The sequence below is a fragment of the Kribbella sp. VKM Ac-2569 genome (genome assembly GCF_004216905.1).
GTDB lineage: Bacteria > Actinomycetota > Actinomycetes > Propionibacteriales > Kribbellaceae > Kribbella.
Genome location: NZ_SGXJ01000002.1, coordinates 332,982 through 356,885, shown reverse-complemented (window position 1 = coordinate 356,885; position 23,904 = coordinate 332,982). Strand labels below are relative to the sequence as shown.

Sequence of the window (23,904 nt, the reverse complement as noted above, 5' to 3'; positions counted from 1 at the left end):
TGTTGTCTCCTCACGTATTACTGCGGAGTTACTGCTGTGCATCCCCCGGGCTCGTGCCGCAGCTGTCCCGCAGCACCAGTTCTGTTGCCAGTACGTCGTTGCGCGCCCGGGTCCGAACCCCGGTCACCCGCTCGTGCAGCCGTTCCGCGGCCACCCGCCCCAACTCGGCCATCGGCTGCCGCACGGTCGTCAACCCCGGCGACACATACCGAGCAGCCATCACGTCGTCCCACCCAGTCACGACAATCTCCCCAGGCACTCCGACGCCACCCGCGGCGAACGCAGTCAACGCGGCCAACGCAAGCTCATCGTTGGCGCAAACCAACCCGTCCGGCCGCCCGCTCGCCCCGCGCGCACCGCGGGGCGAACGGGTGGTTGCCTGGAGCATCTTCTCGGCGACCGTCCGCCCGGCGTCCTCGGTCAGCGGGACCCGGACCGGCTTGGGCACCTGCAACCCGCGAAGCTCGTGCGCCTTCGCATACCCGGCGTACCGCTCGGAAACGTCGTACGAGCTGGCCGGGTCTCCGACGAAGAGAAGACTGTCGCGTCCGTGATCGAGCAGTCGGGTGGTGAGCTGTTCGGCACTCGCCGCGCTCTCGCTCCGGACCGAGTCGCATCCGGTGACAGGCGGATGCGCGATCAGCACGACCGGTACGCCGGCCTTGCGCAACCCCTGCACCGTCGGCAGATCGAGAGCGTTGCCGTGGACAACGATCCCGTCGACCCGCCCGGCCAGGTCCATCACGGTGCGCCGCGGATCCGGGTTGCCGTGCGTGACGGTGATGACGACGCTCTGACCTTGTTCCCCGGCCCAGCGCTCGTACCCCATCAGCAGGTCGCCGTAGAACGGACCGGCGAGATCCGGTAGCACCAGCCCGTGCGCCTCGTGGCGCTGTACGGCGAGACTCCGCGCGGCCCGCAGCGGTACGTAGTTCAGCTCCTGCGCCGCCTGGTCCACCCGCTCCCGCGCCTTCGCCGACACCGGCCCGGTCCCTTGCAGGACACGCGAAACCGTCGCGATCGACAGCTTCGCGCGGGCCGCGACGTCGTAGATCGTCGCCGGCCGGCCGGTGGGTCCGGAAGGCACTGGGTCCGCTCCTCGGGGCAAAGTGGAAGCGCTTACAGTTTCGTTACCCTGCCTTGTATCGATCGACCGGTCAAGGGTTCGGCGCCGGTGGATCTGCGGTCTGCGAGGATGCAGGCGTGACCACACAGGAGCGAAAGGACCGGGTCTTCCTGGTCCGGCACGGGGAAACCGAGTGGAGCAGGTCGGGCAAACACACGTCCGTCACCGACCTCCCGCTGACACCCGAGGGCGAGCGCGTCGCCGCGAGTTTGCGGGAGCGGCTGGCGGAGGAGTCCTTCGACCTGGTGCTGACGTCACCGCGGCAGCGCGCCCGGCGTACGGCGGAACTCGCGGGCTTCCCCGACGCGGAGGTCGACGACGACCTGGTCGAGTGGAACTACGGCGACTACGAGGGCATCACCACCGCCCAGATCCGCGAGGCCGTCCCCGGCTGGACAGTCTGGGACGACCCGGTACCCCACGGCGAAACAGCCGCCGAGGTCGCCGCCCGCCTCGACCGCGTCAACGCCCGCCTGGCCGCCGTACCCGGAGACGTCCTCGTCTTCGGCCACTCCCACGCCCTCCGCGGCCTCACCGCCCGCTGGCTGGAACTGGACGTCACCGAAGGCCGCCACTTCGTCCTCAATACCGCCACCCTCTCCACCCTCGGCTGGGAACGCGGCTCCCCCGCGGTGCTGCGCTGGAACAGCTGACCTCCTCCTGCGACCTGCCGTGCCTGACCGCGGCAGCGTTTCCTTCGAGTCGTGGATTCCGGCGGCCGAACACAGCCTCAATCCACGACTCGCGCTTTCGCTCACCAACCAAACGCCACGACTCGACGCGCCCGCGCGGTGCTGCCCGCTAGCGGCTTGTTTCACCGCTGACCCGCTACAACCCGCCAGCCGCACAACAACCCGCCAGCCCCGCGCAGACCGGGGGTGGAGCACCCGCGGATGGGTCAGGAGCCGGCGAATCCGTCTCCTGTGGATGTCAGGACGTGATTACTTTGACGAGCAGGTCTGCGCGGGCGCGGGAGTGCTCCGGGCGGAGGCGGGAGGCGTGGGCGAGGGTGGCTTGGCCGTGGAGGGCGCTCCAGAGGACCTCGGTGAGGGTCTCGGGGTCGTCGCCGGCGGCGAAGGGTTCGATCGCGGCCTGGAACTCGGCGAAGGCGGTCTTCAGGAGCAGCGGGCTATCAGCGCTAGCGAATTCCAGGTCGGTCGGGCGGACGAAGATCGCCTCGTAGACGGCCGGATGGTTGGACGCGTACTCGAGGTAGGCCTTGGCCAGTGCGTGCAGTCCGTCCGCGGGGTCCGGTGCGCTCGTGCGGGCGAAGCGCAGTACGGCGATCAGCTCTTCGATGCCCTGGATCGCGACGGCGTCGGCGATCGCGTTCATGTTCTCGAAGTGGCCGTAGAGGACCGGTTGGCTGTAGTCGATGGCCTCGGCCAGGCGGCGAGTGGTGACAGCGCCCCAGCCGATGGACTCGGCGAGCTCGCGGGCGGTGCGGAGGATCAGCTCGTGACGCTCGGCGCGGGCCCGTTCACGGCGTGACTGAGTCGGCATGTCCTGAATTCTAGCACTGCTAGACAATCTAGCAATGACAGAGTTAGCATCGCTAGGAAATCTAGCGCTGCTAGATTCGACCATTCTGCGATGTGAGGGAGAACTGCGATGCGCCGCTTCACCACTGTCCTGACGATCCTGCTCGGCATCTTTCCGCTGACGTTCGGATCCCAGTTCCTGTTCAACGGGCTGTTCGACGGCCACGGCGCCGCCGCGAACTTCGGGATCGATCCGTGGCCGACCGGCACCGCCGCCGGGTACTTCGCGGTGAAGGGCGTCCGCGACATCGCCCTCGGGCTCAGCATTCTGGCCCTGTTCGCGCTCGGCCAGCGGCGCGCGACGGGCGTCGTACTGGCGATCACCACGCTCGTCCCGATCATTGACATGATCACCGTCTTCACGCACGACGGCTCCGCAGCCACGGCGCTCGGGATTCACGGGCTCACAGCAGTCGTCGTCCTCTTCGACGCGGTCCTACTGCTCCGCGAACGCCGCACCGCCGACGACACCGCACAGACCGGTGAGACCGTTCAGCCGGCCCACTCGTAGAGCTCAATCGTGCAGTACTCGCGGAAGCCGAGGGCCTCGTACACGGGCCGGCCGGCGGAAGAGGATTCCAGTACGGCGTACTCCGTGCTTGCTGCACGCAGTGCGCCGTACGTGATTGCTGCCCCGATCCCGCGCCGGCGCGCTTCCGGCACTGTCATCACGAAGTACAGCCCGGCGACGCCCGCCCCGAGGTACACCGTCGCCGTCGCGACCGGGGCGCCGTCGAGCCACCCGAGGTAGTGCTGCCACGGGTCGTCGTACCCGAGCTTCCGGTACACCGACGCGACCCACCGCGCCTCGCGCTCACCCTCGCCGAAACCCTGACCGAGCGTCGCCTCCCACACCGCCAACGCCTCGTCGTCCTGCACCCGCGTCAACGACAACCCTGGTACGACGCGAGGCGCGACCAACTCCGAGATCCGCACCGCCATCCCGGGCTCGCTGCCGCCCGAGACGAACCCTGCCGCGGTCAGGGCCGCGCTGTCGATCTGCATGGACGGCCCGACATGCCAGGTCCCTGGTACGCCGTGTTTCCTCAACTCCACCAGGGATTCAGCAGCCACCTCCACCGAAGCCGCCCGTACCACCGCGTTGTGATAGTCGATCGGCGAACCACCGATCGTCCACTCCGCGCGGTCGTCGACCCGCTGCGACCCACCGCCCGCAGCGCCCATCGCCATCAGCAACTCAGCTGCATTGCCCTCGATCGCCCGCACCACATCAGCGTCGTCCATCTGCTGAGTCTTGCTGAACAGGGTGCGGTGCGTCTTGATGTTTTTGGCCGCAGCTCCTAGCCAGGCAGGGCGTTCCACTGCTCCAACGTGGAAATGAGCAGTGTCGTCGTGGGGAGTGCCGCGAACTCGGAGCGCGTCACGAAGCGCGCGTCCGTCGCGTCGTCACCTGCTGTGAGCGTGCCGCCCACGGCAGTCGCCGCGTAGTCGCGGATCACGTACAGCTGCCCGCGCGGACCGGGCCGTTCGACCTCGCCCACGAGATCGCCGACCTCCACAGTCAGCCCAGTCTCCTCCACGACCTCCCGTGCGACCGCGGTCGGATCGTCCTCACCGGACTCGACCCGGCCGCCCGGAATAGACCACAGTCCCCGGCCGGGCTCGTTCGCCCTCCGCACCACGAGCAGCCGGCGCTGCTCGTCGTACACCAGGGCACCTACGCAGTCCACGCGCTCCATGCACCCCGAGGATAGGGCTTCTGTGCACAAGTGCCAGGGCGCGGCGGTGAACGCGGCTAGCATCAGCGGTGACAGTTGACCCCCGGCGAAGGGACGCGGACCGCATCGTGCGCATCGACCTGCACACCCACTCGAACCGTTCGGACGGCACCGACACGGTGGACGTCCTGATGAGGCACGCGCAGCAGGCCGGGCTCGATGTGATCGCGCTCACCGACCATGACACCGCCGACGGCTGGGTGGACGGCCGGCGGGCCGCCGAGGAGCTCGGCATCGGGTTCATCCCGGGGCTGGAGATCTCCTGCAAGCTCAACGGGATCAGCGTTCACCTGCTCGGCTACCTCCCGGACCCGACGTACGCACCGCTCGCCAAGGACCTGCAGGTGATTCGCGACGGCCGCACCGACCGGATTCCGACGATCGTGGCCCGGCTGAACAGCATCGGCGTACCGCTCACCGTCGACGAGGTGCTGGCGCAGGCGACGGGTACGCCGTCGGTCGGCCGGCCGCACGTTGCTGACGCGCTGGTCGCGAACGGGACGGTCGCCAACCGCAGCGAGGCATTCGACCGGTTCCTCGCCGACGGCCGCGCCGGGCACGTCCCGCACTACGCGCTCGAGCCGGGCCATGCGATCGACCTGGTTCGTGAGGCCGGCGGTGTGCCGGTGATCGCGCACCCGTGGGGCCGGTCGAGCTACAAGGTGATGACCGAGGAGAACCTGGCCGGCTTGGTCGCAGACCACGGCCTCGCCGGTATCGAGGTGGATCACCAGGACCATTCGCCGGAGTCGCGGGAGGCGCTGCGGGCCATCGCAACGAACCTCGGCATCATCTACACCGGTTCCAGCGACCACCACGGTGTGGGCAAGATCGACCACGACCTGGGCGTGAACTCCACCGAGCCCGATCAGTTCGAGCGCCTGCTGGACGTTGCCAAGACCAACGCCGCCGCCTCCGACTCCGTTGTTCCCGAGGCCTACCTGCCGTGAACAGCGTCATCAACCTCGGCCTGTTCAGCTCGGTCTTCGTCACGCTGTTCGTGATCATGGACCCGCCGGGCACTGTGCCGTTGTTCATCTCACTGACCGCCGGCCAGTCCCGCGCGGTCCGGAAGAAGGCGGCGTGGCAGGCCGTGCTGGTCGCGTTCGGCGTGATCGTGGTGTTTGCGGCGTTCGGGCAACAGATCCTGCACCGCCTCGGTATCACGCTGCCCGCGCTGCAGTGCGCCGGCGGTCTGCTGCTCCTGCTGATCGCGCTGCAGCTGCTGACCGACACCGCCGAGGACCCGGTGCAGACCAAGAACGTGAACATCGCGTTCGTTCCGCTCGGTACGCCGTTGCTCGCCGGGCCGGGTGCGATCGTGGCCACGATGGTGTTCGTGCAGCGGGCGAACGGCTCGCTGCCGGACGTGGTCGCGATCTCGGTCGGCATCATCGCGATCCATCTGGTGATGTGGCTGACGCTGCGGTTCTCCGGCATCATCATGCGGATCCTCGGGGAGAACGGCGTACTGCTCGTCACCCGGATCGCCGGTCTGCTGCTGAGCGCCATCGCCGTACAGCTGGTCGCTGACGCGGTCACCGACTTCATCAAGGCGGGGTGACGTGCTTCCTGGAATGCCGAAGCGGTTGTTCGTCGCGACGCCGACGAAGCTGCTGACGTTCGCGGACTGCAAGCGGAAGTACCGGTACACGTACCTCGAGACGCCGCGGCCGCCCAAGGGTCCGCCGTGGGCGCACAACACGGTCGGCGCGATCGTCCACGAGGTGCTCGCCGACTTCTTCGGGCGCTGGCCTGCGTCCCGCCGTACGCCGGACGAGGTCGTCGCGAAGATGCGGTCGAGCTGGCGTAGCGAGGGGTTCCGCGACGAGCAGCAGTCGCTGGACTGGCGGGACCGGTCGACCGAGATGGTGCTCGGGTACCTGCGGGATTCCGATCCGTACTACGAACCTCGCGGAGTGGAGCGCACCGTTGCGTTCACCACCGAGCGGGCCTCGCTGCGCGGACGCGTCGACCGGATCGACGAGCGCCCGGCGCGTGATGGGAGCGGCGGGACCGAGCTCGCGATCGTCGACTACAAGACCGGTCGCCGCCCGCTGACCGCTGTCGACGCCCGGTCCTCGTTGGCGATGGCCTTGTACGTCCTCGGCGCGCGCCGCGTCCTGCACAAGCCGTGCACTCGCGTCGAGCTCCACCACCTGCCGACCAACACCGTCGCCGCGGCGGATCACGACGAGGCGTCGCTCGGACGGCACCAGAAACGCGCCGAGTCGATGGCCGACGACGCAGCCGCCGCCGAAGCGAAGTGGGCGGAGGGCCTGACCCCCGCGGAGGCCGACGAGGCCTTCCCACCGGAGCCGTCCCCGCTGTGCGGCTGGTGCGACTTCGCCAAAATCTGCCCCCAAGGCCGCCGCGAAGCCCCGACCCGCGACCCGTGGGCAGGTCTCGACGAGCCGGCATCGGTCCCGCTGGAAGACGCCGGCTGACGTCGGTGCCAGCGCCGTGTGCGTGGGGTGCCAGCGGGTGGGTGGAGCCTGAGGGGGAAAGAAAGGGGCTCGCCTGATGGGTGCGAAGACTGTGAACAAATTGGCGGTGCCGGGGGCGACGCTGCACTACGAGGTCGCCGGCTCGGGGCCGGTGTTGTTGCTGATCGCGGGCGGCGGGACCGACGCCGGGGTGTTCTGCGGGATGGTCGGGCAGCTCGCCGCCGAGTACACGGTGGTGACCTACGATCCGCGCGGCAACTCGCGCAGCGAGTACGTCGGGGAGGCGACCGACGAGACCCTGGTGCAATCGGCCGCGGACGCACTGGCCCTGATCGACGCGGTCGCCGGCAGCGAACCGGCGTACGTCTTCGGCAGCAGCTCCGGTGCGATCACCGGTCTCGAGCTGATCACCCGCCACCCCGAGCGGGTGCGGATGCTGGTCGCGCACGAGCCGCCGTGCACCGAGCTGCTCCCGGACTCCGACGCGGACGACGCGCGGGCGTTCTTCGCCGACGTGTACGACACGTACCGCGAGGACGGGCTGACCGCGGCCGACGTGGTGTTCATGATGGGCACCGGCATGGACGACGACGCGATGCCGCCGATGGAGGATCTGCTGCCGGAGTACCGCGAGCTCGCGGAGCGGATGCAGGCGAACGCAGCCAACTTCTACGAGCACAAGTTGTTGCCGTTCACCCGGTACGAGCCGGATCTGGACGCGTTGAAGCGGGTCGCCGATCGCGTCGTACCGGCGGCGGGACTGGAGTCGTACATGCACCTTCCGGGGCGGCCGATCGAGGTCATCGCGGACCACCTCGGCTGGCCGGTGGTGATGTTCCCGGGCGGGCACGGCGGGTACGCCAGCCACCCGGGTCCGTTCGCCACCCACCTCGCTCATCTGCTGAAGAGCGACACCCTGTAGGTTCCTGTACCTTCCGGGCACCGGTCCGGGCGTGGGTCTGAGGGGTCCCACGTCCGGACCGGTTATTTGTATTGACGCGCTCGGCGGCCCGGCGTAGCCTCCCTCTTCTGCCTTTGACAATCGGCGTGGTTCAGCCATGCCGTCACAGTGGTGTCCGAACCCCCGGGTCTTCCAGATTCGGGGCGGTTCTGCGTGCCGCTGTGGCTCTTGGACATCACCCGGTTCGAGAGGAGGTTGCAGGTGGGGGTCTACTGGGCGATCGCCGTACGGTCGTTCCGGCGGTTCTCGACGTACCGGATCGCGACGGCGTCCGGTGCGTTCACGAACTCGGTGTTCGGGTTCATCATGTGCGGCATCTACCTGACGCTGTGGCACGAGCGGCCCGGCCTGGGCGGGTACGACGCCTCGGACGCGTTGACGTTCGTGTGGTTGCAGCAGGGGTTGCTGATGCCCGTCGGGATCTGGGGCGCCACGACGACGGGGGAGCTGGGGGAGCGGGTCCGGAGCGGTGAGATCGCGGTGGACCTGTACCGTCCGACGCACCTGCTGCTGTGGTGGCTGTCGGTCGACCTCGGGCGGGCGGCGTTCCAGTTGCTGGTGCGTGGCGGAGTGCCGCTACTCGCCGGGATGCTGGTGTTCGACCTGAAGTTCCCTTCGTCGCTGCCGGCCTGGCTCGCGGTCGCAGCCGGTGTTTTCCTGGCGATCCTGGTCAGCTTCGGCATTCGGTACCTGGTCGCGCTGTCCGGGTTCTGGATCACCGACACCCGGGGCACGGAGCAGTTGGCGCTGGTGCTGTCGACGTTCTTCTCGGGGATGGTCCTGCCGCTGGTCGTGTTCCCGGGCTGGATCGGTGAGGTCGCCCGCGCGACGCCGTGGGCCGCGACGATGCAGGTGCCGATCGACATCTGGCTCGGCCGGAACCCGGGCGGTGCCGGTTCGGCGCTGCTGTTCCAGCTCGGCTGGATCGTGGTCCTGCTCCTCGGCGCCCAACTCGTCACGTCCGTAGCCACCCGCAAGGTGGTGATCCAAGGTGGTTAGGTCGCGTCTGCTCCGGGTGCCGGCGCAGTACTGGATGCTGATCACAATGTGGATCCGGTCGTCGATGGCGTACCCGTTGTCGTTCGTGTTGATGCTGTTCGGCTCGATGGTGCTGACCTTGATGGACTTCCTCGCGATCGTGCTGATGTTCAGCCACATCTCGTCGTTCGGCGGGTTCTCGCTGTCGGAGATGGCGTTGCTCTATGCAACGGCCTCGATGACGCTCGGGATCGCGGACCTGTTCACCGGGTCGATCGAGCGGGTCGGGGAGCGGATCCGGACCGGCGCCTTCGACGCGTACCTGATCCGGCCGGTGCCCTCGTTCCTGCAGGCCGCGGCGGACGGATTCGCCTTGCGGCGGATCGGCCGGCCGGTGCAGGCTGCGATCGTGCTGGTCTTCGCGCTCGGCCGGCTGCACGTCGACTGGACCGTTGCCCGCGGCATCATGCTGGTGGTGTCGATGATCGCCGGGGCGGTGATCTTCGGCGCGATCTTCGTGCTCGGCGCGGCGTTCCAGTTCGTGTCCACGGACTCGGCGGAGCTGTCGAACTCGTTCACGTACGGCGGCCAGGCGATGACCCAGTACCCGCTGGCGATCTTCGGTCAGCAGATCGTGCGGGCCGTCACGTTCGTCGTACCGATTGCCTTCGTCAACTACTACCCGGTGCTGTACGTACTGGGGAAGCCGGCGCCGCTCGGGTTGCCGTCCTGGATCGGGCTGCTGTCGCCGCTGGTCGCGGTGCTGATGGTCGTGCTGGCCTCGCTGGCGTGGCGGGGCGGTCTTCGTCGCTATCGCAGTACAGGAAGCTGAAAATCATGCCTGTTATCGAGTTGGAGGACGTGTCGCGGGCGTTCACCGTCACGTCGCGATCCGGATTGCGCCGTACTCGCCGGGAGGTGCGGGCGGTCGACGGGATGTCGTTCACCGTCGAACCGGGGGAAGTGATGGGCTACATCGGACCGAACGGTGCCGGGAAGTCCACCACGATCAAGATGCTGACCGGCATCCTGGTGCCGTCCGGCGGGTCGATCAGGGTCGCCGGTGTGGACCCGTCGCGGCATCGGCTGAAGCTCGCTCGTCGCATCGGCGTCGTCTTCGGCCAACGAACCACCTTGTGGTGGGACCTTCCGCTGAAAGACTCGTTCGCGGTGCTGCAGAAGATGTACGGCGTACCGCTCGCCCGTCACCGGGAGAACCTGGCGACCTTTGTGGAGCTACTCGATCTGGGCGATCTGCTGGACGTGCCCGTACGGCAGTTGTCGCTGGGTCAGCGGATGCGCGGCGACATCGCGGCGGCGCTGCTGCACGACCCAGAGATCGTCTACCTCGACGAGCCGACGATCGGGCTGGACGTGATCAGCAAGGCGCGGCTCCGCGAGTTCCTGGCGCAGGTCAACGCGGAACGCCGTACGACGATCATTCTCACCACTCACGACCTCGACGACATCGAGGCGCTCTGTACCCGCGTGATGGTCATCGACCACGGCCACCAGATCTTCGACGGCACCCTCGACGGATTGAAGTCCAGCCAGTCGGCGCCGCGCACGCTGGTCGTGGACCTGGCCGCCTCCCTGCCACCCATCGAGGTCACCGGAGCCACCGTCGTGAAGGTCAACGGGCCGCGGCAGCACCTCACGTTCCCGACCAGCACCAGCGCGGCGCCTTTGCTGGCAGAGATCGCCGCCAACTACCCGCTCGTAGACCTGTCGGTCTCCGAACCCACCATCGAATCCGTCATCACCCAGCTCTACAACTCCGCCTAATCAGACTCACCGGGCGAGGCCGCCTGGGCGGGTTCTTGTGGGCGTTGCGCGCTCGGTCGTCGTGGCGGCGGTTGGCTCGTTGCTGGTTGGCGATGGGGCGAGGCGGAGTTGTTCGTGCATCACCCGGTTGAAGCCTTCCTGGCCGCGCACCATCCCGTCCAGATCGATTGCCTGCGGCAACACCGGCGCCGCGTCGAACACCCGGGTGTGCGCCGTCGCCAGGAAAGTGCGCATGATCGCATCACTCCCGCGCTTGAACTCCGGCCCCTGCACCAAGAAGTACGCCGCATCCACGAACGCCTGCCGTTGCGCAGGATCCCGCACATCCGCCGTACCCGCAGCCCGCGCCCCCTCCAACTCGGCCAGCGCCTCGAACGACGCCCGCCGCAGTACCTCCCGGTCCGCGTACGCCGCGGTCTGCGTCACCACCTGGTCCGGATTCCCCAGATAGGGACCACCCGTCGCCGGGTTCCGGGGCGCTGGCACGTAGTGCAACTGGTTCCCGTTCACCGTGGTCCCGTCGCGCAACGTCACGACGTTCTGAAAGTGAGGATCCCTGCCCATCCGCTCCAGGGCAACCTGTTCCAGCTCGGACAGCAACTTCCACGCAGGCGACCCCGGCTCCCGATTGCCCGTACCTGGCGACAACCGGTACCGCATGTACCCGTCCTCGCCGATCGTCGCCCGAACATCGTCCGCATCCGCATTCGGCCGGGTCCACTGCCCCTCCACGGCAACCTGGTACCGCCACTCCGCCACATGCCGGTACGCCGCCTCGAACGCCGCAACCCGCTCCGCCTGCGAGCCCGCCCCCTCCAACCGCTGCGCCAACACCCCCAACGCAGCATTGGCCTCCGCAGCCTGCACCGCCGCAAACCCACCCAACTGATCCCAAGCAGCCGGATTGTTCCCCGTCTTCACAACATCAGGCGTAGGAAAACACCGCCCCGAAATCATCTCCACCCCGCAAAACTACAGCCCCAAGGGTCCCGACAGCTCGACCATTTGGGGAGGATCGCCTACCCGAATCGGGCAGGAAACCTCCCCAACCCACCGCCTCTGCTAGGCGAGGTCCGCGGCCATCGAGGCGAACACGACTTCGGGGTCCATGCCCTTGGGGTCCTCACGCCAGCGGCGGACGGAGTCCGGGAGTTCGTCCTCGTCGACCGTGCCGACGCCGGCCTGGATCAGGCGCTTGGCCTCCGCGATACCGATATCGACGTACTGCAGCCCGTTGAGGAAGTAGTAGTCATGCCGGGCACCCTCGTTGTAGTGGAACTTCCCGGTGTTCCCGACGTACGTCCAAACATCCTCCTCGACCAACGCCGCCACCCACAGCTCCGTCGCCCCATCCTTGACCAAGAACAACCGCGTCATCGTGAAGTCCCGTTCTGTCGATTCCGAAACTGCTGGTGGGTCTGCTCCGGTGTACGGTCCGGCTCGCTCTCGCGGACCGTCCCTGGCTCGGAGCGGTGCTGCTGGCGCTTCTTACCGTAGCTAATGGCGTCCACCGACACGCCTCCGAGTTCCTTGAGGTCCTCGATGCCGGCGGGTTGGGTCATCTGATCCGACAAGGCGATGCATTCCCTCCGGGCGGCATCCCGTGCGGCCGGGGGTTGATCGCGATCCCGCTCGATCTGGTAGAGGGGCGTGGTGCGTTCCTTGACCTCGATCGACTCGCCCGAGTGCACCTGCAGTTCGACCTTCTCTCCCTGAGCGCGCAGGAAGGCATGCAGACCCTTGTAGCGGCTGCCGTCGACGTAGGAGTGGTGTGCGGACTCCGTCTGCCACTCGTTGTCGTTGAGGCGATCGATCGTTCTGATCGCGGCCTGAGTGAGCTCGTCGGGGTGCTTGACGGCTGCCGTGTACCGAAGTACGTCCTCCGGAACCTGGTTCGATCGACGGTAGTAGTCCTCGAACTTGACCAGCTTGCGGGCGAGCGACTGTGGCGACTTCAGCCGGTTCTCGAGGTGGTACGGCGTTGCCTCCGCTCCGATCGCCGAGATCATGGAGTTGGTGATGCGAGGCTCCACCGCGGCGGCCTTGGTCAGCATCTGCAGACTCCGTGCGGCCGTACCTTCGCCGTACTTGGCGGCGATCTCCGCCTTGGTCGGGATCGGATCCCCCCAGTCGAGCGGACGCCGCTCGGACAGCCAGGCGTGCAGATCCGCCGGTTCTGGCAGGTTGTTCATACCCATGCGCGTCTGGCTCCCCTCACTCGGTTGGGCTGTTCTTCGACCGTAGGGAGTTGGGAGGGGGCTGTGGGGTGGGTTTTGGGATCTGTGGATAACTCGGGTGGGTTACGGAATGGGTGGGGGTGGTGACCTTGGGGTGGTGGGGTCGTTGAATTGCGGGTAGGACCCAACCGGGTGGGCTGATCGGGGGTAGAGAAGGTATGCCGACGATGACGGGTGAGCCGGTGGTGGGGGTGCAGGGGCCGCCGGGGGACGGGCCTGGGTTCGTCGCGTGGGTGCGGCCGCATCTGGTGGCCATGTCGCGGTTGGCGGGCCGGCTTGCGGTGGGGGCGGATCGGGACGACATCGTGCAGGAGGCGCTCGCGCGGGCCTGGGCCAAGCGGTCGCAGTACGACGCCAATCGCGGTACGCCGTCTGCCTGGCTGCTCGCGATCACGGCCGATCAGGCCCGGAAAGCAGTACGCCGGATGCGCCCGGGCGGAGCGTCCTTGTCGCTGATCGACGAGGTCACCGGCGGGCCGGTGTCGCGACCGGATCTCGACGCCCGGATGGATGTCGACCACGCGATCATGTCGCTCTCGGCGCGGCAGCGGCTCGCGGTCGACTGCTACTACTTCGCCGACCTGTCGATCGCCGATACCGCCGCCGTCATGGGTTGCTCCGAAGGCACCGTGAAATCGACCCTCTCGGACGCACGCAACCGACTCCGCACCCTCCTGGAGGTGACCGAATGAAGCAGACCGATGAAGTCGACGACCTGTTGACCCGCGCTGGGGCTCGCTGGCGGGCTGATCAGGAGGCGCCGCCAGAGCCTGATCTCGAGTACATGCTGAGCGGCGGCCGCAAGCACCGTCGCTGGGTGCCGGCCCTGGCGGCGGCGAGTGTTGCGGTGGTCGCGGCCGGTGTCATCACCGTGCTCCCGAACCCGCAGTCCCCGACGGCCAACGCCCCGGCCAGTCCCGCCGCCAGTGCTCCCGCCGGCGGCACGCCGAACGCCGGGACCCCGCAGACCTTTGCCCAAGGCAACGACGAGTTCCTGGTGAAGCCCGGCGACAAGGTGCAGGTGAGCGGCCAGATCGTCGCCGCCCCGGGCAAGACTCCCGTCTTCTGCCCGCCGCTGGCCGTCCCCGCCATCGGCTACCCGCCCGGCAAGGAGCCGGCCCCGAGCTGCCCCGACGAATTCGCGGTCAAGCTCAACGGCCTGGACCTGGACAAGGTCCCGGGGATCAAAACGGTCAAGGGCGTCCGAGTCGGCGCCGCGGCGGTCACCGGCATCTGGCGTGGCGGCGCGATCGACGTCGAAGAGCAGTCGGCCGAGAAGCAACTGCCCTACCCGGCACAGAATGAGCTGCAGTGCCCGGTCCCGCCCGGCGGCTGGACGTCGAAGCAGAGCAACATCTCCTCGACCGCGGTGACCAAGTTCCTCGCCGCGCACGCCGCCCAGATCGACGGCCCGATCTTCCGGTACCCGAACGGCACCAGCCGCGGCGCGCCCGTGGTGATCCTGATCGGTATCGCGCACGGTGACGCGTCAGTGTTCCGGGAGGCCTTCGAGAAGGTGTACCAGGGGAACTACTGCGTCGTCCCCGTCCTGCTCAGCCGGTCCGACAACGAGCGCATCAGCAACGCGATCGGCGACCTGATGAGCAAGAACAAGGCGCTCGGCATTTACGGCGCCGGCGGGTCCGGGATCTACGGCGGTGGCGCATCCGTCTCGCTCGTGGCCTACACCCCGGAGGTGAAGGCCGCGTTCACCCCGGTTGGTCTGGACCTGATCCAGTTCTCGCCGCAGGTGCGACCGGTCAGGTAGTCGTCAGGCTCGGATAGTTGTGGAAGAAGTCCACGAGGAGGCGGGCGGTCGCTGCGGGCTCGTCGATGGCTGGTGAGTGACCGGCGTCGGGAATGACCGCCGCCTCCACTCCAAGCGCTGCTGCCATCGCCTGCTGCACCGAATGCGGCCAGCCGTCGTCGGTCTCTCCGTACAGGACCTGTGTGCGTACGCCGGACTTCGCGAGCTGATCGGTCTTGTCCTCCGCGTCCGTCAGCCGGCGAGTGATCTCGGCCAGGCTGATCGGCACGTTGCCGGTGAACCGCTTCCGCAGGAACGCGGCGACGTCCTCCGGCGGAGCGACGTACCCGGGGGCCTTGCTGTCGTGGTCGAGCTTCATGTCGTACACCTGCTCGATCGGCAGGTTCTCCAGCCCGAACGCGAGCATCTGCAGGCTCTGCAGTGTCGCCTCGTCGACGAACGCGGCCGGCCCCGAGCAGAGCAGGCTGATCGTGGAGAACACCGACTGGTCGGTCAGCACCGCCTCACGCGCAACGAGCCCGCCGAACGAGTGCCCGACCAGTTGGCTGTACCCGCCCAGCGCCTTGCTCATCGCCACCACGTCCGCGCCCAGCTCCGCCAGCGAGTACGCCGACTTGTCGGACGGACCTGTGGTCTCGTACTGACCGCGTTGGTCGACAGCGACCGCTCGCCACCCGTACCGGCACAGGTGGTCGACCAGGGGAGTGAAGTCCTCCTTGCTCCCCGTCCACCCCGGCACGAGCAGGACCGTGCCGAGCGGCGTACCGATCTCCGGTACGGCGGTCAGCGTGGCGAACGCACCACGGTCGGTCTCGAGTGTCTCGGGGCGCACCCCGTCGGGCAGCGTCAACGTACGCGGCGTACTCACAAGTAAAGAGGGTAACCGCTCCACTGGACCACAGGTGTTCCGCGGTACGGCACAATGGCCGGGTGCCTCGCACTCTCGCGGTCGCCAATCAGAAGGGCGGCGTCGCCAAGACGACCACCGTCGCCACCCTCGGCGCAGCCCTGGTCGAGCTCGGCCAACGGGTGCTGCTGGTCGACCTGGATCCGCAGGCCTGCCTGACGTTCTCGGTCGGCATCGACCCCGAGGACCTGGACAAGTCGATCCACCACGTCCTGCTCGGCGGTGTGCGCGCCCGCGACGTGCTGATGGAGCTGGACGACGCCCCGGACCTGCTGCCCGCGACGATCGCGCTGGCGACCGCCGACGTACAGCTGGCCCGGGAAAGCGGTCCGGAGCAGGTACTGCGCACCGCACTGCGCCCGCTGCGGACGTCGTACGACTGGATCATCGTGGACTGCCCGCCGACGCTCGGTCTGCTCACCGTGAACGCGCTGTCCGCGGCGTCCGACGTCCTGATTCCCCTGCAGTGCGAGACGTTGGCGCATCGTGGCGTAGGGCAACTACTCGACACCGTGCACGACGTACAGCGGCTGACCAACCCGAGCCTGCGAGTGCTCGGCGTCCTTCCCACCCTGTACGACGGACGCACCACGCACGCTCGTACCGTCCTGGAGACAATCGCTGACACGTACTCGCTGGACGTCCTGCAGCCGGCGATCCCGAAGTCGATCCGGTTCGCGGAGGCGCCCGCGATCGGCGAGACCGTGCTCAGCACGGCGCCGGCCTCGCCCGGTGCGAAGGCCTACCGGGCGTTGGCCGGCGCCCTACTTACCTGACCGCTGCTTCACTGACCGCTGTTGGGCGCCGGTGGCGGCAGAGCCGCCGGCTGCCGACGCAGCTTGCTCCGGAAGCGCCACAGCGGTACGAGGATGATCGCCAGCAGCACCAGGAACGGCAGCAGCGCGCCGACTGCGGTCGCGATCGAGGTGAACGCCGCGGTGAACGCGTTCCAGCCGCTCTTCAGGCCGGCCAGGAAGCCCTTGTCTTCCTTCGGTTCGGTGACCACCGGCGGCTTGCCCTTCTCGGTCAGCGTCAGCGTGAGCGTCGCGAGATCGGTCTGCAGGGACAGGTTCTTCTGCTTGGCCAGCAGGGATTCCAGGTCGGCCTCACGGCGGGTGAGCTCGCTCTCGACCGAGACGATCTCGCCGATCGTGTTCGCCTTCGCCATCAGCGCGCGCATCCGGTCCAGGCTGGCGCGCTGGGACTCGATCCGGCTGGCCACGTCGACGACCTGCTCGGTGACGTCGGTCGACTCCTGCTTGATCTGCAGACGCTTGCCGAGGTCCGAGAGCCGCTGGATCGCGGTCTCGAACGACTTGGTCGGGACCTTGAGCACCAGGTTCGACCGCGTGATCTTGCCGTCGGAGTCGCTGCCGGTGTCCTCGGAGGCCACCTGACCTTCGAGGCTGCCGATCGCGGCGACGGCCTTCTGCCGCATGGCGGAGACGTCCTCGCCTTCGACGGCCAGCGAGCCGCTCTTGATGATCGCCCGCGTGATCGCCGGCTCTTCCTTGCCGCCGCCCCCGGCCGCCTCCGACTTGCCCTCTGTCGGTGCCTGCGGTTTCGCGTTGCTCTCGGCCTCGCCGGAGCCCTGCTTCGCGGCCGGCGCCTGCGCGGCGTCGCCGCTCGTGCTGTCGTTGCCGCTGGCACCACAACCGGCCAGCACCATGACCCCCACGACAGCCACCACGGCTGTTACTGCTCTGATCCGCCTCATCACCCAGCCCCTCTCTCGTGGTTTACCGCCCTAGGACGGCCCACGTGGGGCTGGGTGTTGCAGCTTCAGATCACCATTAGGTGACGTTCACTCCGGCGCGCTGAAGATCGGCGTCGTCGTCGGCGCTTTGCCCGGCTCGGCCGTCGCAGCCGCCTTCCGCGCCCGCTTCACCGGCTTCTCGTCCGCCGCAGCCGACTGAGCTTCCTCGGCCGGTGCCTTGGCCTCGGCCGTCTTGCGGGTTCGAGTGCGCTTGACCGGCTTCTTCTCCTCAGCAGCCTCGACCGGAGCCTCGGCGGCCTCCGTCGCGGGCGGTGCCGCCTCGGCGGTCTTGCGGGTTCGAGTGCGCTTGACCGGCTTCTTCTCCTCCGGAGCCTCGACAGCTGCCTCGGCCGGAGCCTCGACCGCCGCAGTCTCCACGGCCGCAGTCTCCACGGCTTCCGCGGTCTTCCGGGTGCGGGTGCGCTTGCGGGCCTTCGGCGCCGCAGCCTCCTCCGGAGCCTCGGTCACGGCCGGTACTTCGGTCTTCGTGGTGACGTCGGCGAGTTCCTCGACCGGCTGACCGGCCCGCGTGCGCTTCCGGGTCCGGTTGCGCTTCTTGGCGGCCGACCGCTCGCCCTCGGACGGTCCGTCGTCGCGACGGTCCCGCGAGTCCTTCGAGCTCCGCGAGTTCCGCGACTCACGAGGCTCCCGCGAATCCCGCGACTCACGGGGCTCGCGGCTCTCCTTCGAATCGCGCGCCGCACGGATCCGGCCCTTCGCGTCCGACGGGATGCCGAGGTCATGGAACAGCTCCGGCGAGGTGGAGTAGATCTCCTGCGGCTCGTCGTACGGCAGGTCGAGCGCCTTGTTGATCACCTTCCACCGCGTCAGGTCGGGCCAGTCGACGAAGGTGACGGCGATGCCGCTCGCCCCCGCGCGCCCGGTCCGGCCGATCCGGTGGATGTAGGCCTTCTCGTCCTCGGGGCAGGTGTTGTTGATGACGTGCGTGACGCCCTCGACGTCGATGCCGCGGGCCGCGACGTCGGTGCAGATCAGTACGTCGATCTTGTCGCCGCGGAACCGGGTCAGCGCCCGCTCGCGGGCCTGCTGGTTCAGGTCGCCGTGGATCGCGGCCGCCTTGAACCCGCGGTCGGCGAGGTCGTCGGTGAGCCGGGACGCCTCGCGCTTGGTGCGGCAGAAGATCATCACCCGGCCGCGGTCCTCGGCCTGCAGGATCCGCGCCACCACCTCGGGCTTGTCCAGATCGTGCGCCCGGTAGACGAACTGTGCCGTGGTCGGCACCATCTGGGTGGCCTCGTGCGACTCCGCCCGGATGTTCAGCGGGTGCCGCATGTGGGTGCGGGCCAGCGCGATCACGGCCGACGGCATGGTTGCCGAGAACAACATGGTCTGGCGCAGCTCCGGCGTCTTGCGCAGGATCCGCTCGACGTCGGGCAGGAAGCCGAGGTCGAGCATCTCGTCGGCCTCGTCGAGGACCAGAACCTTGATGTGGCCGAGGTCGAGAACGCCCCGGTTCGCCAGGTCCAGCAGGCGTCCCGGTGTACCGACGACGACGTCGACGCCGGTCTTCAGCGCGTCCAGTTGCGGTTCGTACGCAACGCCGCCGTACACCTTGAGGATCCGCACGGTGCGGACGGTGGAGGCGGTCTCGAGGTCCTTGGCGACCTGGATGGTCAGTTCCCGGGTCGGGGTGACGACCAGTGCCTGGGGCTTGCCCGGCGCGACCAGTTCGTCGTAGTCCGCCTCGTGCGGCGCGATCGTGCGCTGCAGCAGCGGGATACCGAAACCGAGCGTCTTGCCGGTGCCGGTGCGGGCCTGCCCGATCAGATCGGTGCCCATCAGGGCTACCGGGAGAGTCATCTCCTGGATCGGGAAGGGTTCGATGATGTTGACGCGGTCGAGCGCGTCACAGATCTCGGGGAGCACCCCGAGCTCTCGGAAGGTGGTCAGGCTGATCGCCTCTCACATGCTTGTGCGGACAGATGCTTCAGTGGCCGGGCGCCTGGGGCATGAAAGCCCCGATCGTGAGGCGCGGGGACACTGTGCAAGCACCTCGCACCAGCTTGCCCATCTGGGCGCGTCACCGGCGAATCGCTCACCAGTGTAACCGCAGCGGCTGTCAACGCCGCTTCGTGTGGCATGCGCCACTGTTCGGCGCGGCCCGATAGGGTGCCGGGCATGGAGCAGACGGCCTTTGATGATCCCGCCTACCGGGCCGCGGCGGTGGATCTGCTGGGAGTGCTCGCGTACGGCGAGCTGACCGCGTTCGAACGGATGGCGGAGGACGCCAAACTGGCGCCGACGCTGAACGACAAGGCGGAGCTCGCCGCGCTGGCGACCACCGAGTTCGGGCACTTCGTCCAACTGCGGGACCGGCTGGTCGCGCTCGGGGTGGACCCGATGGAGGCGATGACGCCGTTCGTCACCCCGCTGGACGCCTTCCACGACCACACCGCGCCGTCGGACTGGCTGGAGGGCCTGGTCAAGGCGTACGTCGGGGACGGCCTGGCGAACGACTTCTACCGCGAGATCGCGTCGTTCGTGGACGCGGAGACCCGGGCCCTGGTGCTCGAGGTGTTCGCCGACTCCGGACAGGCCGAGTTCGTGGTCGACCGGGTCCGGGCCGCGATCGACGATGACCCGAAGCTCGGTGGCCGGCTCGCGCTGTGGGGTCGTCGCCTGGTGGGCGAGGCGCTCAGCCAGGCCCAGCGGATCGCCGCCGACCGCGACTCCCTGGCCGCTCTGCTGGCCGGCAGCGTGGACCGCCCCGGCCTGGACCTGGCCGCCATCGGCCGCATGCTCACCCGTCTGACCGAGGCCCACACCGCCCGAATGACCGCCCTCGGCCTCCAGGCCTGACGCCCAATTTGCCTGGCTAACCCACCAAATACGGGGTTATTGACCCTGAACCAGGGTGGGTAACCCCGCACTTCCTGGGTCTGCCAGGCAAATTCGTGGGTCAGCCAGGGAAAGGGCAACGGCCGCCTGCCCCCGGGTGGGGGTGGCGGCCGTTTGGTGCTGCCTGGATCAGGCGGCTTTGGTCTTGCTGTTGCGTGCGGAGATGATCGCGACGACGATCGCGGCGCAGATGATCTGGATCAGGTACTGGATCCAGTCCGGGCCCGACGTGTCCTTGACACCGAGGAGTTTGGCGATCAGACCACCGATGAAGGCGCCGATGCCGCCTCCGAGGATGGTCCAGCCGAGGCTGATGTTCTGCTTGCCGGGGAGCACCGCCCGGGCCAACGGCCCGAAGATGATGCCCGCGATGAGGCTGACGATAATCATCCAGACCCAGTACACGGTTCCTCCTTGTGAGGGATGGTGAACCTGCGCCGGCCCGGTGCCCCGTGACAACCAGACCAGTTAGGCGCAGGTCTCACCGCAATCGTGCCCTGTGAGTGGCGCTCCGCAACCGGGACACGCGCGACTGTGTCCGGAACGCGATCAGATCGCGCCGAATCCGACCTTGCGGGTGGACACCTCGCCGATCTCGACGTACGCGAGCCGGTCGGCCGGGATCAGCACCTTGCGGCCCTTCTCGTCGGTCAGCTCCAGCAGACCGGACTTGCCGGTGAGCGCCGCCGCCACCAGTTCCTGGACCTCTTCCGGAGTCTGCTCGCTCTCCAGAACCAATTCACGATTGGCGTGTTGCACGCCGATCTTGACCTCCACGAAACCCTCCGGGCACGCTCCGACCGGCGACTCTCGCCGGTGACGCTTCGAGCCTATCCGCTACCGAACCCCAGCCCTCACCCGTCCGCCCAAAGCAGAACCTCAGGTATCGGCAGAACCTCAGTTGTCGGTGCGCGGGAAGCCGCGGATGCCGCGCCAGGCCAGCGAGGCGACCAGGTCGGCGGCCTGCTGCTGCGGGAACGACGGGTCGCCGGCGCCGAGCCAGTAGCGGGCGCTGACCTGGGCCATGCCGACCAGGCTGACGGCCAGCACCATCGACTGCTCGCGGCTGAGGCCGGCGTCGGCGCTGATCACCTCGGAAACGGCCTCGGCGCAGGCGTGGGTGACCCGGTCGACGCGCTCCCGGACGGCGGGCTCGTTGGTCAGGTCCGACTCGAACACCAGGCGGAAGGCGCCTTGGGCGTTCGCCACGTAGTCGTAGAACGCGTGCATCGTCGCCGCGACCCGGAGCTTGTTGTCCTCGGTCGACTTGAGTGCGTCCTGCACGGAGGCGACGATCGCGTCGCAGGAGGTGTCCAGCAGCGCCAGGTACAGCTCCAGCTTCCCGGGGAAGTGCTGGTAGAGGACGGGCTTGGACACGCCGGCCCGGTCTGCGATGTCGTCCATCGCGGCGGCGTGGTACCCGTTCGCGACGAAGACTTCCTGGGCAGCCTCGAGCAGTTGCGCGCGACGGGCCAGCCGGGGCAGGCGGCTGCCACGCTTGGGTGCGGTCTCCGGTGTCGTCGACACGGTCGGGCTCCTTCGAGGGTGCGCTCCGGCGGCGGTCTGCGTCCGTCGCCAGGTCGTTCCCCGAATCCTACCCAGCAGTCCTCCTCACCAGTAGCTTCCCCGCCGAAGAGCGTTCCATCGTGGTAGCCGTCAGGGGCCGCTGTCAGCGGTAATCGTCCTCGTCGGAGTCGCCCACCTCGCGGCGCTGCTCCTCCACGTCCGCCGGGTCCGCCTCGGCGGGCACGTCCACCTCCGACTCGTCCTGGTCGGTGTCCTGGTCCGTGTCGTGCTCGGCGTCGAAGGCCGGGTCGTAGTCCGGGCCCTCGAAATCGGTCTCAGTCATGTCGCCTCCTTGGTAGGTAGCGGCTGTGGGTCGTCGTACAGCCCTTCCAGTACGTCGCCGTACTCCTCGATCCGGGCGAGTACGTCGTGCGGCAGGAACCTGAGGTCCTCCGGTGACGTGGCGGATGCCACCTCGTCCCAGTCGATCGGTGTGGACACCCGGGGTTCGTCGGAGCCGCGGAGCGAGTACGGCGCCAGCGTGGTCTTCGCGCTGGCGTTCTGGCTCCAGTCGATGAACACCTTGCCGGGCCGCAGCGCCTTGGTCATGTTGGCGGTCACGTTCTCCGGCAATGCCTCGGCCAGTTGTTCCGCCAGCTGCTTGGCGAACGCGCTGGTCTGCCTGGACGACGCAGGTTCGATCGGCACGTACAGGTGCATCCCCTTGTTCCCGGACGTCTTCGGCCAGCCCTCCATGCCGTAGTGGCCAAGCAGTTGCCGCAGCGCGAGAGCAACGTCACAGCACTCGACGATGCTCGCTCCCGGCCCCGGGTCCAGGTCGAACACGATCAGGTCCGCCTGCGGGTCCTGGCCCTGGTCGGACAGCCCGATCCGCCACTGCGGGACGTGCAGCTCGAGCGCAGCCAGGTTGGCCAGCCACACCACGGTCTGTACGTCGTCACAGACCACGAAACTCATCTCGTCGCGGCCCGTCGAGCTACCGGGGGTAGGCAGCGTCTCGGTCCGTACCCAGGCCGGCGTACCGCGCGGAGCGTTCTTCTCGAAGAAGAACGCCGCTGCAGTGCCGTCCGGCCACCGTTTGCGGGTCAAGGGCCGGTCGGACAGGTGCGGCAGCAGCAACGCGGCCACCTGGTGGTAGTAGTCGATGACCTCGGCCTTGGTGAACCCGGTCTGTGGATACAGGACCTTGCTGAGGTTGGTGAGCTTCATGGTCTGCCCATCCACCTCGGTCGTCAGCTGCTGCTGCGCTCCCGCCATGCATCCCAGTCTCCACCTCGCCTGCGTCCTAACATGGTCCTGTGGATAGTTACGGGCCAGTAACCGGGGACGCCGTACCCGTGGAGCTGAAGAAGTGGCCGGAGCGGCGGGTGCCGGTCGCAGGGGTGGAGCTGCTGGTCAGAGATGTGCCGGATGCGGCACCGGACCTGCCGCCTGCTCTGTTCGTCCATGGCCTGGGCGGGTCGTCGCTGAACTGGACCGCTCTCGGCCTGATGCTCAACGACACGATCCAGGGCATTGCGCCCGACCTGCCGGGGTTCGGTCGTACGCCGCTGTCTGGTGTGACCGGGATCTCGGAGCAGGCCGACGTACTGATCCAGCTGCTGGAACGCGAGTACGACCAGCCGGTGCACGTGTTCGGGAACTCGATGGGCGGGGCGTCGTCAGTGGCGCTCGCAGCGCAGCGTCCCGACCTGGTGGCGTCGCTGACGCTCGTGTCGCCCGCACTGCCGCATCCACGGGTGTCGGCGAGTGCGCTGTGGTTCACCGCGCTGGCGACGCCTCGGCTCGGTCCCGCCGTACTGGAGCGAACGCAGCGGTTGCCGTTCGACCAGCGGTTCCAGGCGTCGTTGGCGATGGTCTTCGGGGACCCGCAGTCGCTGGCGCCTGAGGTGCGCGCGGCGTACGAGGAGGAGCTGCACCGGCGTGACACCGACCCGTGGGTCCGGCAGGCCACCGTGGAGGCCGCACGCAGCATCCTGCGTTCTTCGCTGGCCAGACCGCGCAGATCACTCTGGGCCGACGCCGCAAGGGTCGAGTGCCCGGTGCTGTTGATCTACGGCGGCAAGGACCGGTTGGTCGACGCACGGATCCGCACCAAGGCTCAGCGCACCTTCCCGAACGCCCGCCTCCTCTACCTGCCGCAGTCGGGACATGTCGCGCAGATGGAGCACCCGGATCAGGTGGCGCGGGCGTTCCGTCACCTGGTCGGTTGATCGAGTCGAATCCGACGCCCGGCTGAGACACGACTGAGCGGAGCGTCAGGTCAACTTGGG

At 68.2% G+C, this 23,904-nt stretch carries 29 protein-coding genes; 14 read left to right on the top strand and 15 right to left on the bottom strand.

Translation table 11 applies throughout. The features are described from left to right. Positions 1–28 precede the first annotated feature (28 nt). A complete protein-coding gene (locus EV649_RS14630; protein WP_130383990.1) occupies positions 29–1,087 on the bottom strand; it encodes a LacI family DNA-binding transcriptional regulator in 1,059 nt (352 codons plus the stop codon). Positions 1,088–1,203: 116 nt separating this feature from the next. Here EV649_RS14630 and EV649_RS14625 point away from each other — a divergent pair, with 116 nt between their 5' ends. Further along, the gene (locus EV649_RS14625) at positions 1,204–1,779 is read left to right on the top strand and encodes a histidine phosphatase family protein (RefSeq protein ID WP_130383989.1); all 576 of its coding nucleotides are present in this window, start codon (positions 1,204–1,206) and stop codon (positions 1,777–1,779) included. Positions 1,780–2,056: 277 nt separating this feature from the next. On the opposite strand, the gene EV649_RS14620 is transcribed toward EV649_RS14625, so the two are convergent. After that, positions 2,057–2,629 (bottom strand): TetR/AcrR family transcriptional regulator, encoded by a 573-nt coding sequence (locus EV649_RS14620; protein WP_130383988.1) that lies wholly within the window; start codon positions 2,627–2,629, stop codon positions 2,057–2,059. A 108-nt stretch (positions 2,630–2,737) separates the two neighbouring features. Here EV649_RS14620 and EV649_RS14615 point away from each other — a divergent pair, with 108 nt between their 5' ends. After that, a complete protein-coding gene (locus EV649_RS14615; RefSeq protein ID WP_130383987.1) occupies positions 2,738–3,178 on the top strand; it encodes a DUF4267 domain-containing protein in 441 nt (146 codons plus the stop codon). Here EV649_RS14615 and EV649_RS14610 read toward each other — a convergent pair. Next, positions 3,160–3,912 carry a GNAT family N-acetyltransferase gene (locus EV649_RS14610; protein ID WP_130383986.1) on the bottom strand — a complete coding sequence of 251 codons (753 nt, stop codon included), beginning with the start codon at positions 3,910–3,912 and terminating at the stop codon, positions 3,160–3,162. The genes EV649_RS14615 and EV649_RS14610 overlap by 19 nt on opposite strands. 56 nt (positions 3,913–3,968) lie before the next feature. Beyond that, the gene (locus EV649_RS14605) at positions 3,969–4,367 is read right to left on the bottom strand and encodes an NUDIX domain-containing protein (protein ID WP_130383985.1); all 399 of its coding nucleotides are present in this window, start codon (positions 4,365–4,367) and stop codon (positions 3,969–3,971) included. A gap of 107 nt (positions 4,368–4,474) precedes the next feature. Between EV649_RS14605 and EV649_RS14600 the strand changes: the two genes are divergently transcribed. From EV649_RS14600 to EV649_RS14570, 7 genes are all read left to right on the top strand, one after another. Next, entirely contained in the window at positions 4,475–5,356 is an 882-nt protein-coding gene (locus tag EV649_RS14600; protein ID WP_130385028.1) for a phosphatase, read from the top strand. Continuing rightward, positions 5,353–5,970 carry a MarC family protein gene (locus EV649_RS14595; RefSeq protein WP_130383984.1) on the top strand — a complete coding sequence of 206 codons (618 nt, stop codon included), beginning with the start codon at positions 5,353–5,355 and terminating at the stop codon, positions 5,968–5,970. The genes EV649_RS14600 and EV649_RS14595 overlap by 4 nt, the downstream gene beginning before the upstream one ends. 1 nt (position 5,971) lies before the next feature. Then, complete coding sequence (locus tag EV649_RS14590) at positions 5,972–6,853, top strand: PD-(D/E)XK nuclease family protein (protein ID WP_206751584.1); 882 nt, start codon at positions 5,972–5,974, stop codon at positions 6,851–6,853. A gap of 76 nt (positions 6,854–6,929) precedes the next feature. Next, positions 6,930–7,775 carry an alpha/beta hydrolase gene (locus EV649_RS14585; protein ID WP_130383983.1) on the top strand — a complete coding sequence of 282 codons (846 nt, stop codon included), beginning with the start codon at positions 6,930–6,932 and terminating at the stop codon, positions 7,773–7,775. Between the two features lie 240 nt (positions 7,776–8,015). Then, positions 8,016–8,813 carry an ABC-2 family transporter protein gene (locus EV649_RS14580; protein WP_130383982.1) on the top strand — a complete coding sequence of 266 codons (798 nt, stop codon included), beginning with the start codon at positions 8,016–8,018 and terminating at the stop codon, positions 8,811–8,813. Then, positions 8,806–9,624, top strand: a complete 819-nt coding sequence (locus EV649_RS14575) for an ABC transporter permease (RefSeq protein ID WP_241998208.1) — start codon at positions 8,806–8,808, stop codon at positions 9,622–9,624. Before EV649_RS14580 ends, EV649_RS14575 begins: the two co-directional genes overlap by 8 nt. A 5-nt stretch (positions 9,625–9,629) precedes the next feature. Continuing rightward, complete coding sequence (locus EV649_RS14570; protein WP_130383981.1) at positions 9,630–10,577, top strand: ATP-binding cassette domain-containing protein; 948 nt, start codon at positions 9,630–9,632, stop codon at positions 10,575–10,577. A 6-nt stretch (positions 10,578–10,583) separates the two neighbouring features. On the opposite strand, the gene EV649_RS14565 is transcribed toward EV649_RS14570, so the two are convergent. The 3 genes from EV649_RS14565 to EV649_RS14555 all read right to left on the bottom strand — a co-directional run bounded on the left by EV649_RS14565 (position 10,584) and on the right by EV649_RS14555 (position 12,775). Beyond that, positions 10,584–11,498, bottom strand: coding sequence for a hypothetical protein (locus EV649_RS14565; RefSeq protein ID WP_198682506.1), 915 nt, complete (start codon positions 11,496–11,498; stop codon positions 10,584–10,586). Between the two features lie 141 nt (positions 11,499–11,639). Next, positions 11,640–11,954, bottom strand: a complete 315-nt coding sequence (locus EV649_RS14560; RefSeq protein WP_130383979.1) for a hypothetical protein — start codon at positions 11,952–11,954, stop codon at positions 11,640–11,642. Next, positions 11,951–12,775: a hypothetical protein gene (locus EV649_RS14555; RefSeq protein WP_130383978.1), complete on the bottom strand. Its 825-nt coding sequence runs from the start codon at positions 12,773–12,775 to the stop codon at positions 11,951–11,953. The genes EV649_RS14560 and EV649_RS14555 overlap by 4 nt, the downstream gene beginning before the upstream one ends. 197 nt (positions 12,776–12,972) lie before the next feature. On the opposite strand from EV649_RS14555, the gene EV649_RS14550 reads away from it, so the two are divergent. Further along, on the top strand, positions 12,973–13,506 hold the full coding sequence (locus tag EV649_RS14550) for an RNA polymerase sigma factor (RefSeq protein WP_130383977.1): 534 nt from the start codon (positions 12,973–12,975) through the stop codon (positions 13,504–13,506). After that, the gene (locus EV649_RS14545; RefSeq protein WP_130383976.1) at positions 13,503–14,582 is read left to right on the top strand and encodes a hypothetical protein; all 1,080 of its coding nucleotides are present in this window, start codon (positions 13,503–13,505) and stop codon (positions 14,580–14,582) included. The genes EV649_RS14550 and EV649_RS14545 overlap by 4 nt, the downstream gene beginning before the upstream one ends. Here the strand turns inward: EV649_RS14545 and EV649_RS14540 are convergent. Then, positions 14,575–15,450, bottom strand: coding sequence for an alpha/beta hydrolase (locus EV649_RS14540; RefSeq protein ID WP_130383975.1), 876 nt, complete (start codon positions 15,448–15,450; stop codon positions 14,575–14,577). The genes EV649_RS14545 and EV649_RS14540 overlap by 8 nt on opposite strands. A 62-nt stretch (positions 15,451–15,512) precedes the next feature. Here EV649_RS14540 and EV649_RS14535 point away from each other — a divergent pair, with 62 nt between their 5' ends. Beyond that, positions 15,513–16,265: a ParA family protein gene (locus EV649_RS14535; RefSeq protein ID WP_130383974.1), complete on the top strand. Its 753-nt coding sequence runs from the start codon at positions 15,513–15,515 to the stop codon at positions 16,263–16,265. A gap of 8 nt (positions 16,266–16,273) precedes the next feature. Here the strand turns inward: EV649_RS14535 and EV649_RS14530 are convergent, their stop codons facing one another. Together EV649_RS14530 and EV649_RS14525 are read right to left on the bottom strand one after the other, a co-directional pair. Next, positions 16,274–17,206: a DUF4349 domain-containing protein gene (locus tag EV649_RS14530; protein WP_130383973.1), complete on the bottom strand. Its 933-nt coding sequence runs from the start codon at positions 17,204–17,206 to the stop codon at positions 16,274–16,276. 87 nt (positions 17,207–17,293) lie between these two features. Next, positions 17,294–19,132 (bottom strand): DEAD/DEAH box helicase, encoded by a 1,839-nt coding sequence (locus tag EV649_RS14525; protein WP_241998205.1) that lies wholly within the window; start codon positions 19,130–19,132, stop codon positions 17,294–17,296. 252 nt (positions 19,133–19,384) lie between these two features. Between EV649_RS14525 and EV649_RS14520 the strand changes: the two genes are divergently transcribed. Beyond that, on the top strand, positions 19,385–20,065 hold the full coding sequence (locus EV649_RS14520; protein WP_198682505.1) for a ferritin-like fold-containing protein: 681 nt from the start codon (positions 19,385–19,387) through the stop codon (positions 20,063–20,065). Positions 20,066–20,233: 168 nt separating this feature from the next. Here EV649_RS14520 and EV649_RS14515 read toward each other — a convergent pair whose 3' ends face one another. From EV649_RS14515 to ligD, 5 genes are all read right to left on the bottom strand, one after another. Beyond that, a complete protein-coding gene (locus EV649_RS14515) occupies positions 20,234–20,509 on the bottom strand; it encodes a GlsB/YeaQ/YmgE family stress response membrane protein (protein WP_130383971.1) in 276 nt (91 codons plus the stop codon). Positions 20,510–20,653: 144 nt separating this feature from the next. Next, positions 20,654–20,881 carry a DUF3107 domain-containing protein gene (locus tag EV649_RS14510; RefSeq protein WP_130383970.1) on the bottom strand — a complete coding sequence of 76 codons (228 nt, stop codon included), beginning with the start codon at positions 20,879–20,881 and terminating at the stop codon, positions 20,654–20,656. Between the two features lie 120 nt (positions 20,882–21,001). Next, positions 21,002–21,631, bottom strand: coding sequence for a TetR/AcrR family transcriptional regulator (locus EV649_RS14505; protein ID WP_130383969.1), 630 nt, complete (start codon positions 21,629–21,631; stop codon positions 21,002–21,004). 142 nt (positions 21,632–21,773) lie between these two features. Beyond that, the gene (locus EV649_RS14500; protein ID WP_130383968.1) at positions 21,774–21,953 is read right to left on the bottom strand and encodes a hypothetical protein; all 180 of its coding nucleotides are present in this window, start codon (positions 21,951–21,953) and stop codon (positions 21,774–21,776) included. Next, a complete protein-coding gene (gene ligD, locus EV649_RS14495) occupies positions 21,950–22,888 on the bottom strand; it encodes a non-homologous end-joining DNA ligase (protein WP_130383967.1) in 939 nt (312 codons plus the stop codon). Before ligD ends, EV649_RS14500 begins: the two co-directional genes overlap by 4 nt. Before the next feature lie 41 nt (positions 22,889–22,929). On the opposite strand from ligD, the gene EV649_RS14490 reads away from it, so the two are divergent. After that, positions 22,930–23,844 (top strand): alpha/beta hydrolase, encoded by a 915-nt coding sequence (locus EV649_RS14490; protein ID WP_130383966.1) that lies wholly within the window; start codon positions 22,930–22,932, stop codon positions 23,842–23,844. Positions 23,845–23,904 lie beyond the last annotated feature (60 nt).

Bases quoted from the DNA above. Each gene is read 5' to 3' on its own strand.
- EV649_RS14620 (WP_130383988.1), bottom strand. From the start codon at position 2,629: ATGCCGACTCAGTCACGCCGTGAACGGGCCCGCGCCGAGCGTCACGAG.
- EV649_RS14615 (WP_130383987.1), top strand. From the start codon at position 2,738: ATGCGCCGCTTCACCACTGTCCTGACGATCCTGCTCGGCATCTTTCCG.
- EV649_RS14610 (WP_130383986.1), bottom strand. From the start codon at position 3,912: ATGGACGACGCTGATGTGGTGCGGGCGATCGAGGGCAATGCAGCTGAG.
- EV649_RS14605 (WP_130383985.1), bottom strand. From the start codon at position 4,367: ATGGAGCGCGTGGACTGCGTAGGTGCCCTGGTGTACGACGAGCAGCGC.
- EV649_RS14585 (WP_130383983.1), top strand. From the start codon at position 6,930: ATGGGTGCGAAGACTGTGAACAAATTGGCGGTGCCGGGGGCGACGCTG.
- EV649_RS14570 (WP_130383981.1), top strand. From the start codon at position 9,630: ATGCCTGTTATCGAGTTGGAGGACGTGTCGCGGGCGTTCACCGTCACG.
- EV649_RS14560 (WP_130383979.1), bottom strand. From the start codon at position 11,954: ATGACGCGGTTGTTCTTGGTCAAGGATGGGGCGACGGAGCTGTGGGTG.
- EV649_RS14555 (WP_130383978.1), bottom strand. From the start codon at position 12,775: ATGGGTATGAACAACCTGCCAGAACCGGCGGATCTGCACGCCTGGCTG.
- EV649_RS14550 (WP_130383977.1), top strand. From the start codon at position 12,973: ATGCCGACGATGACGGGTGAGCCGGTGGTGGGGGTGCAGGGGCCGCCG.
- EV649_RS14545 (WP_130383976.1), top strand. From the start codon at position 13,503: ATGAAGCAGACCGATGAAGTCGACGACCTGTTGACCCGCGCTGGGGCT.
- EV649_RS14530 (WP_130383973.1), bottom strand. From the start codon at position 17,206: ATGAGGCGGATCAGAGCAGTAACAGCCGTGGTGGCTGTCGTGGGGGTC.
- EV649_RS14520 (WP_198682505.1), top strand. From the start codon at position 19,385: ATGGAGCAGACGGCCTTTGATGATCCCGCCTACCGGGCCGCGGCGGTG.
- EV649_RS14500 (WP_130383968.1), bottom strand. From the start codon at position 21,953: ATGACTGAGACCGATTTCGAGGGCCCGGACTACGACCCGGCCTTCGAC.
- ligD (WP_130383967.1), bottom strand. From the start codon at position 22,888: ATGGCGGGAGCGCAGCAGCAGCTGACGACCGAGGTGGATGGGCAGACC.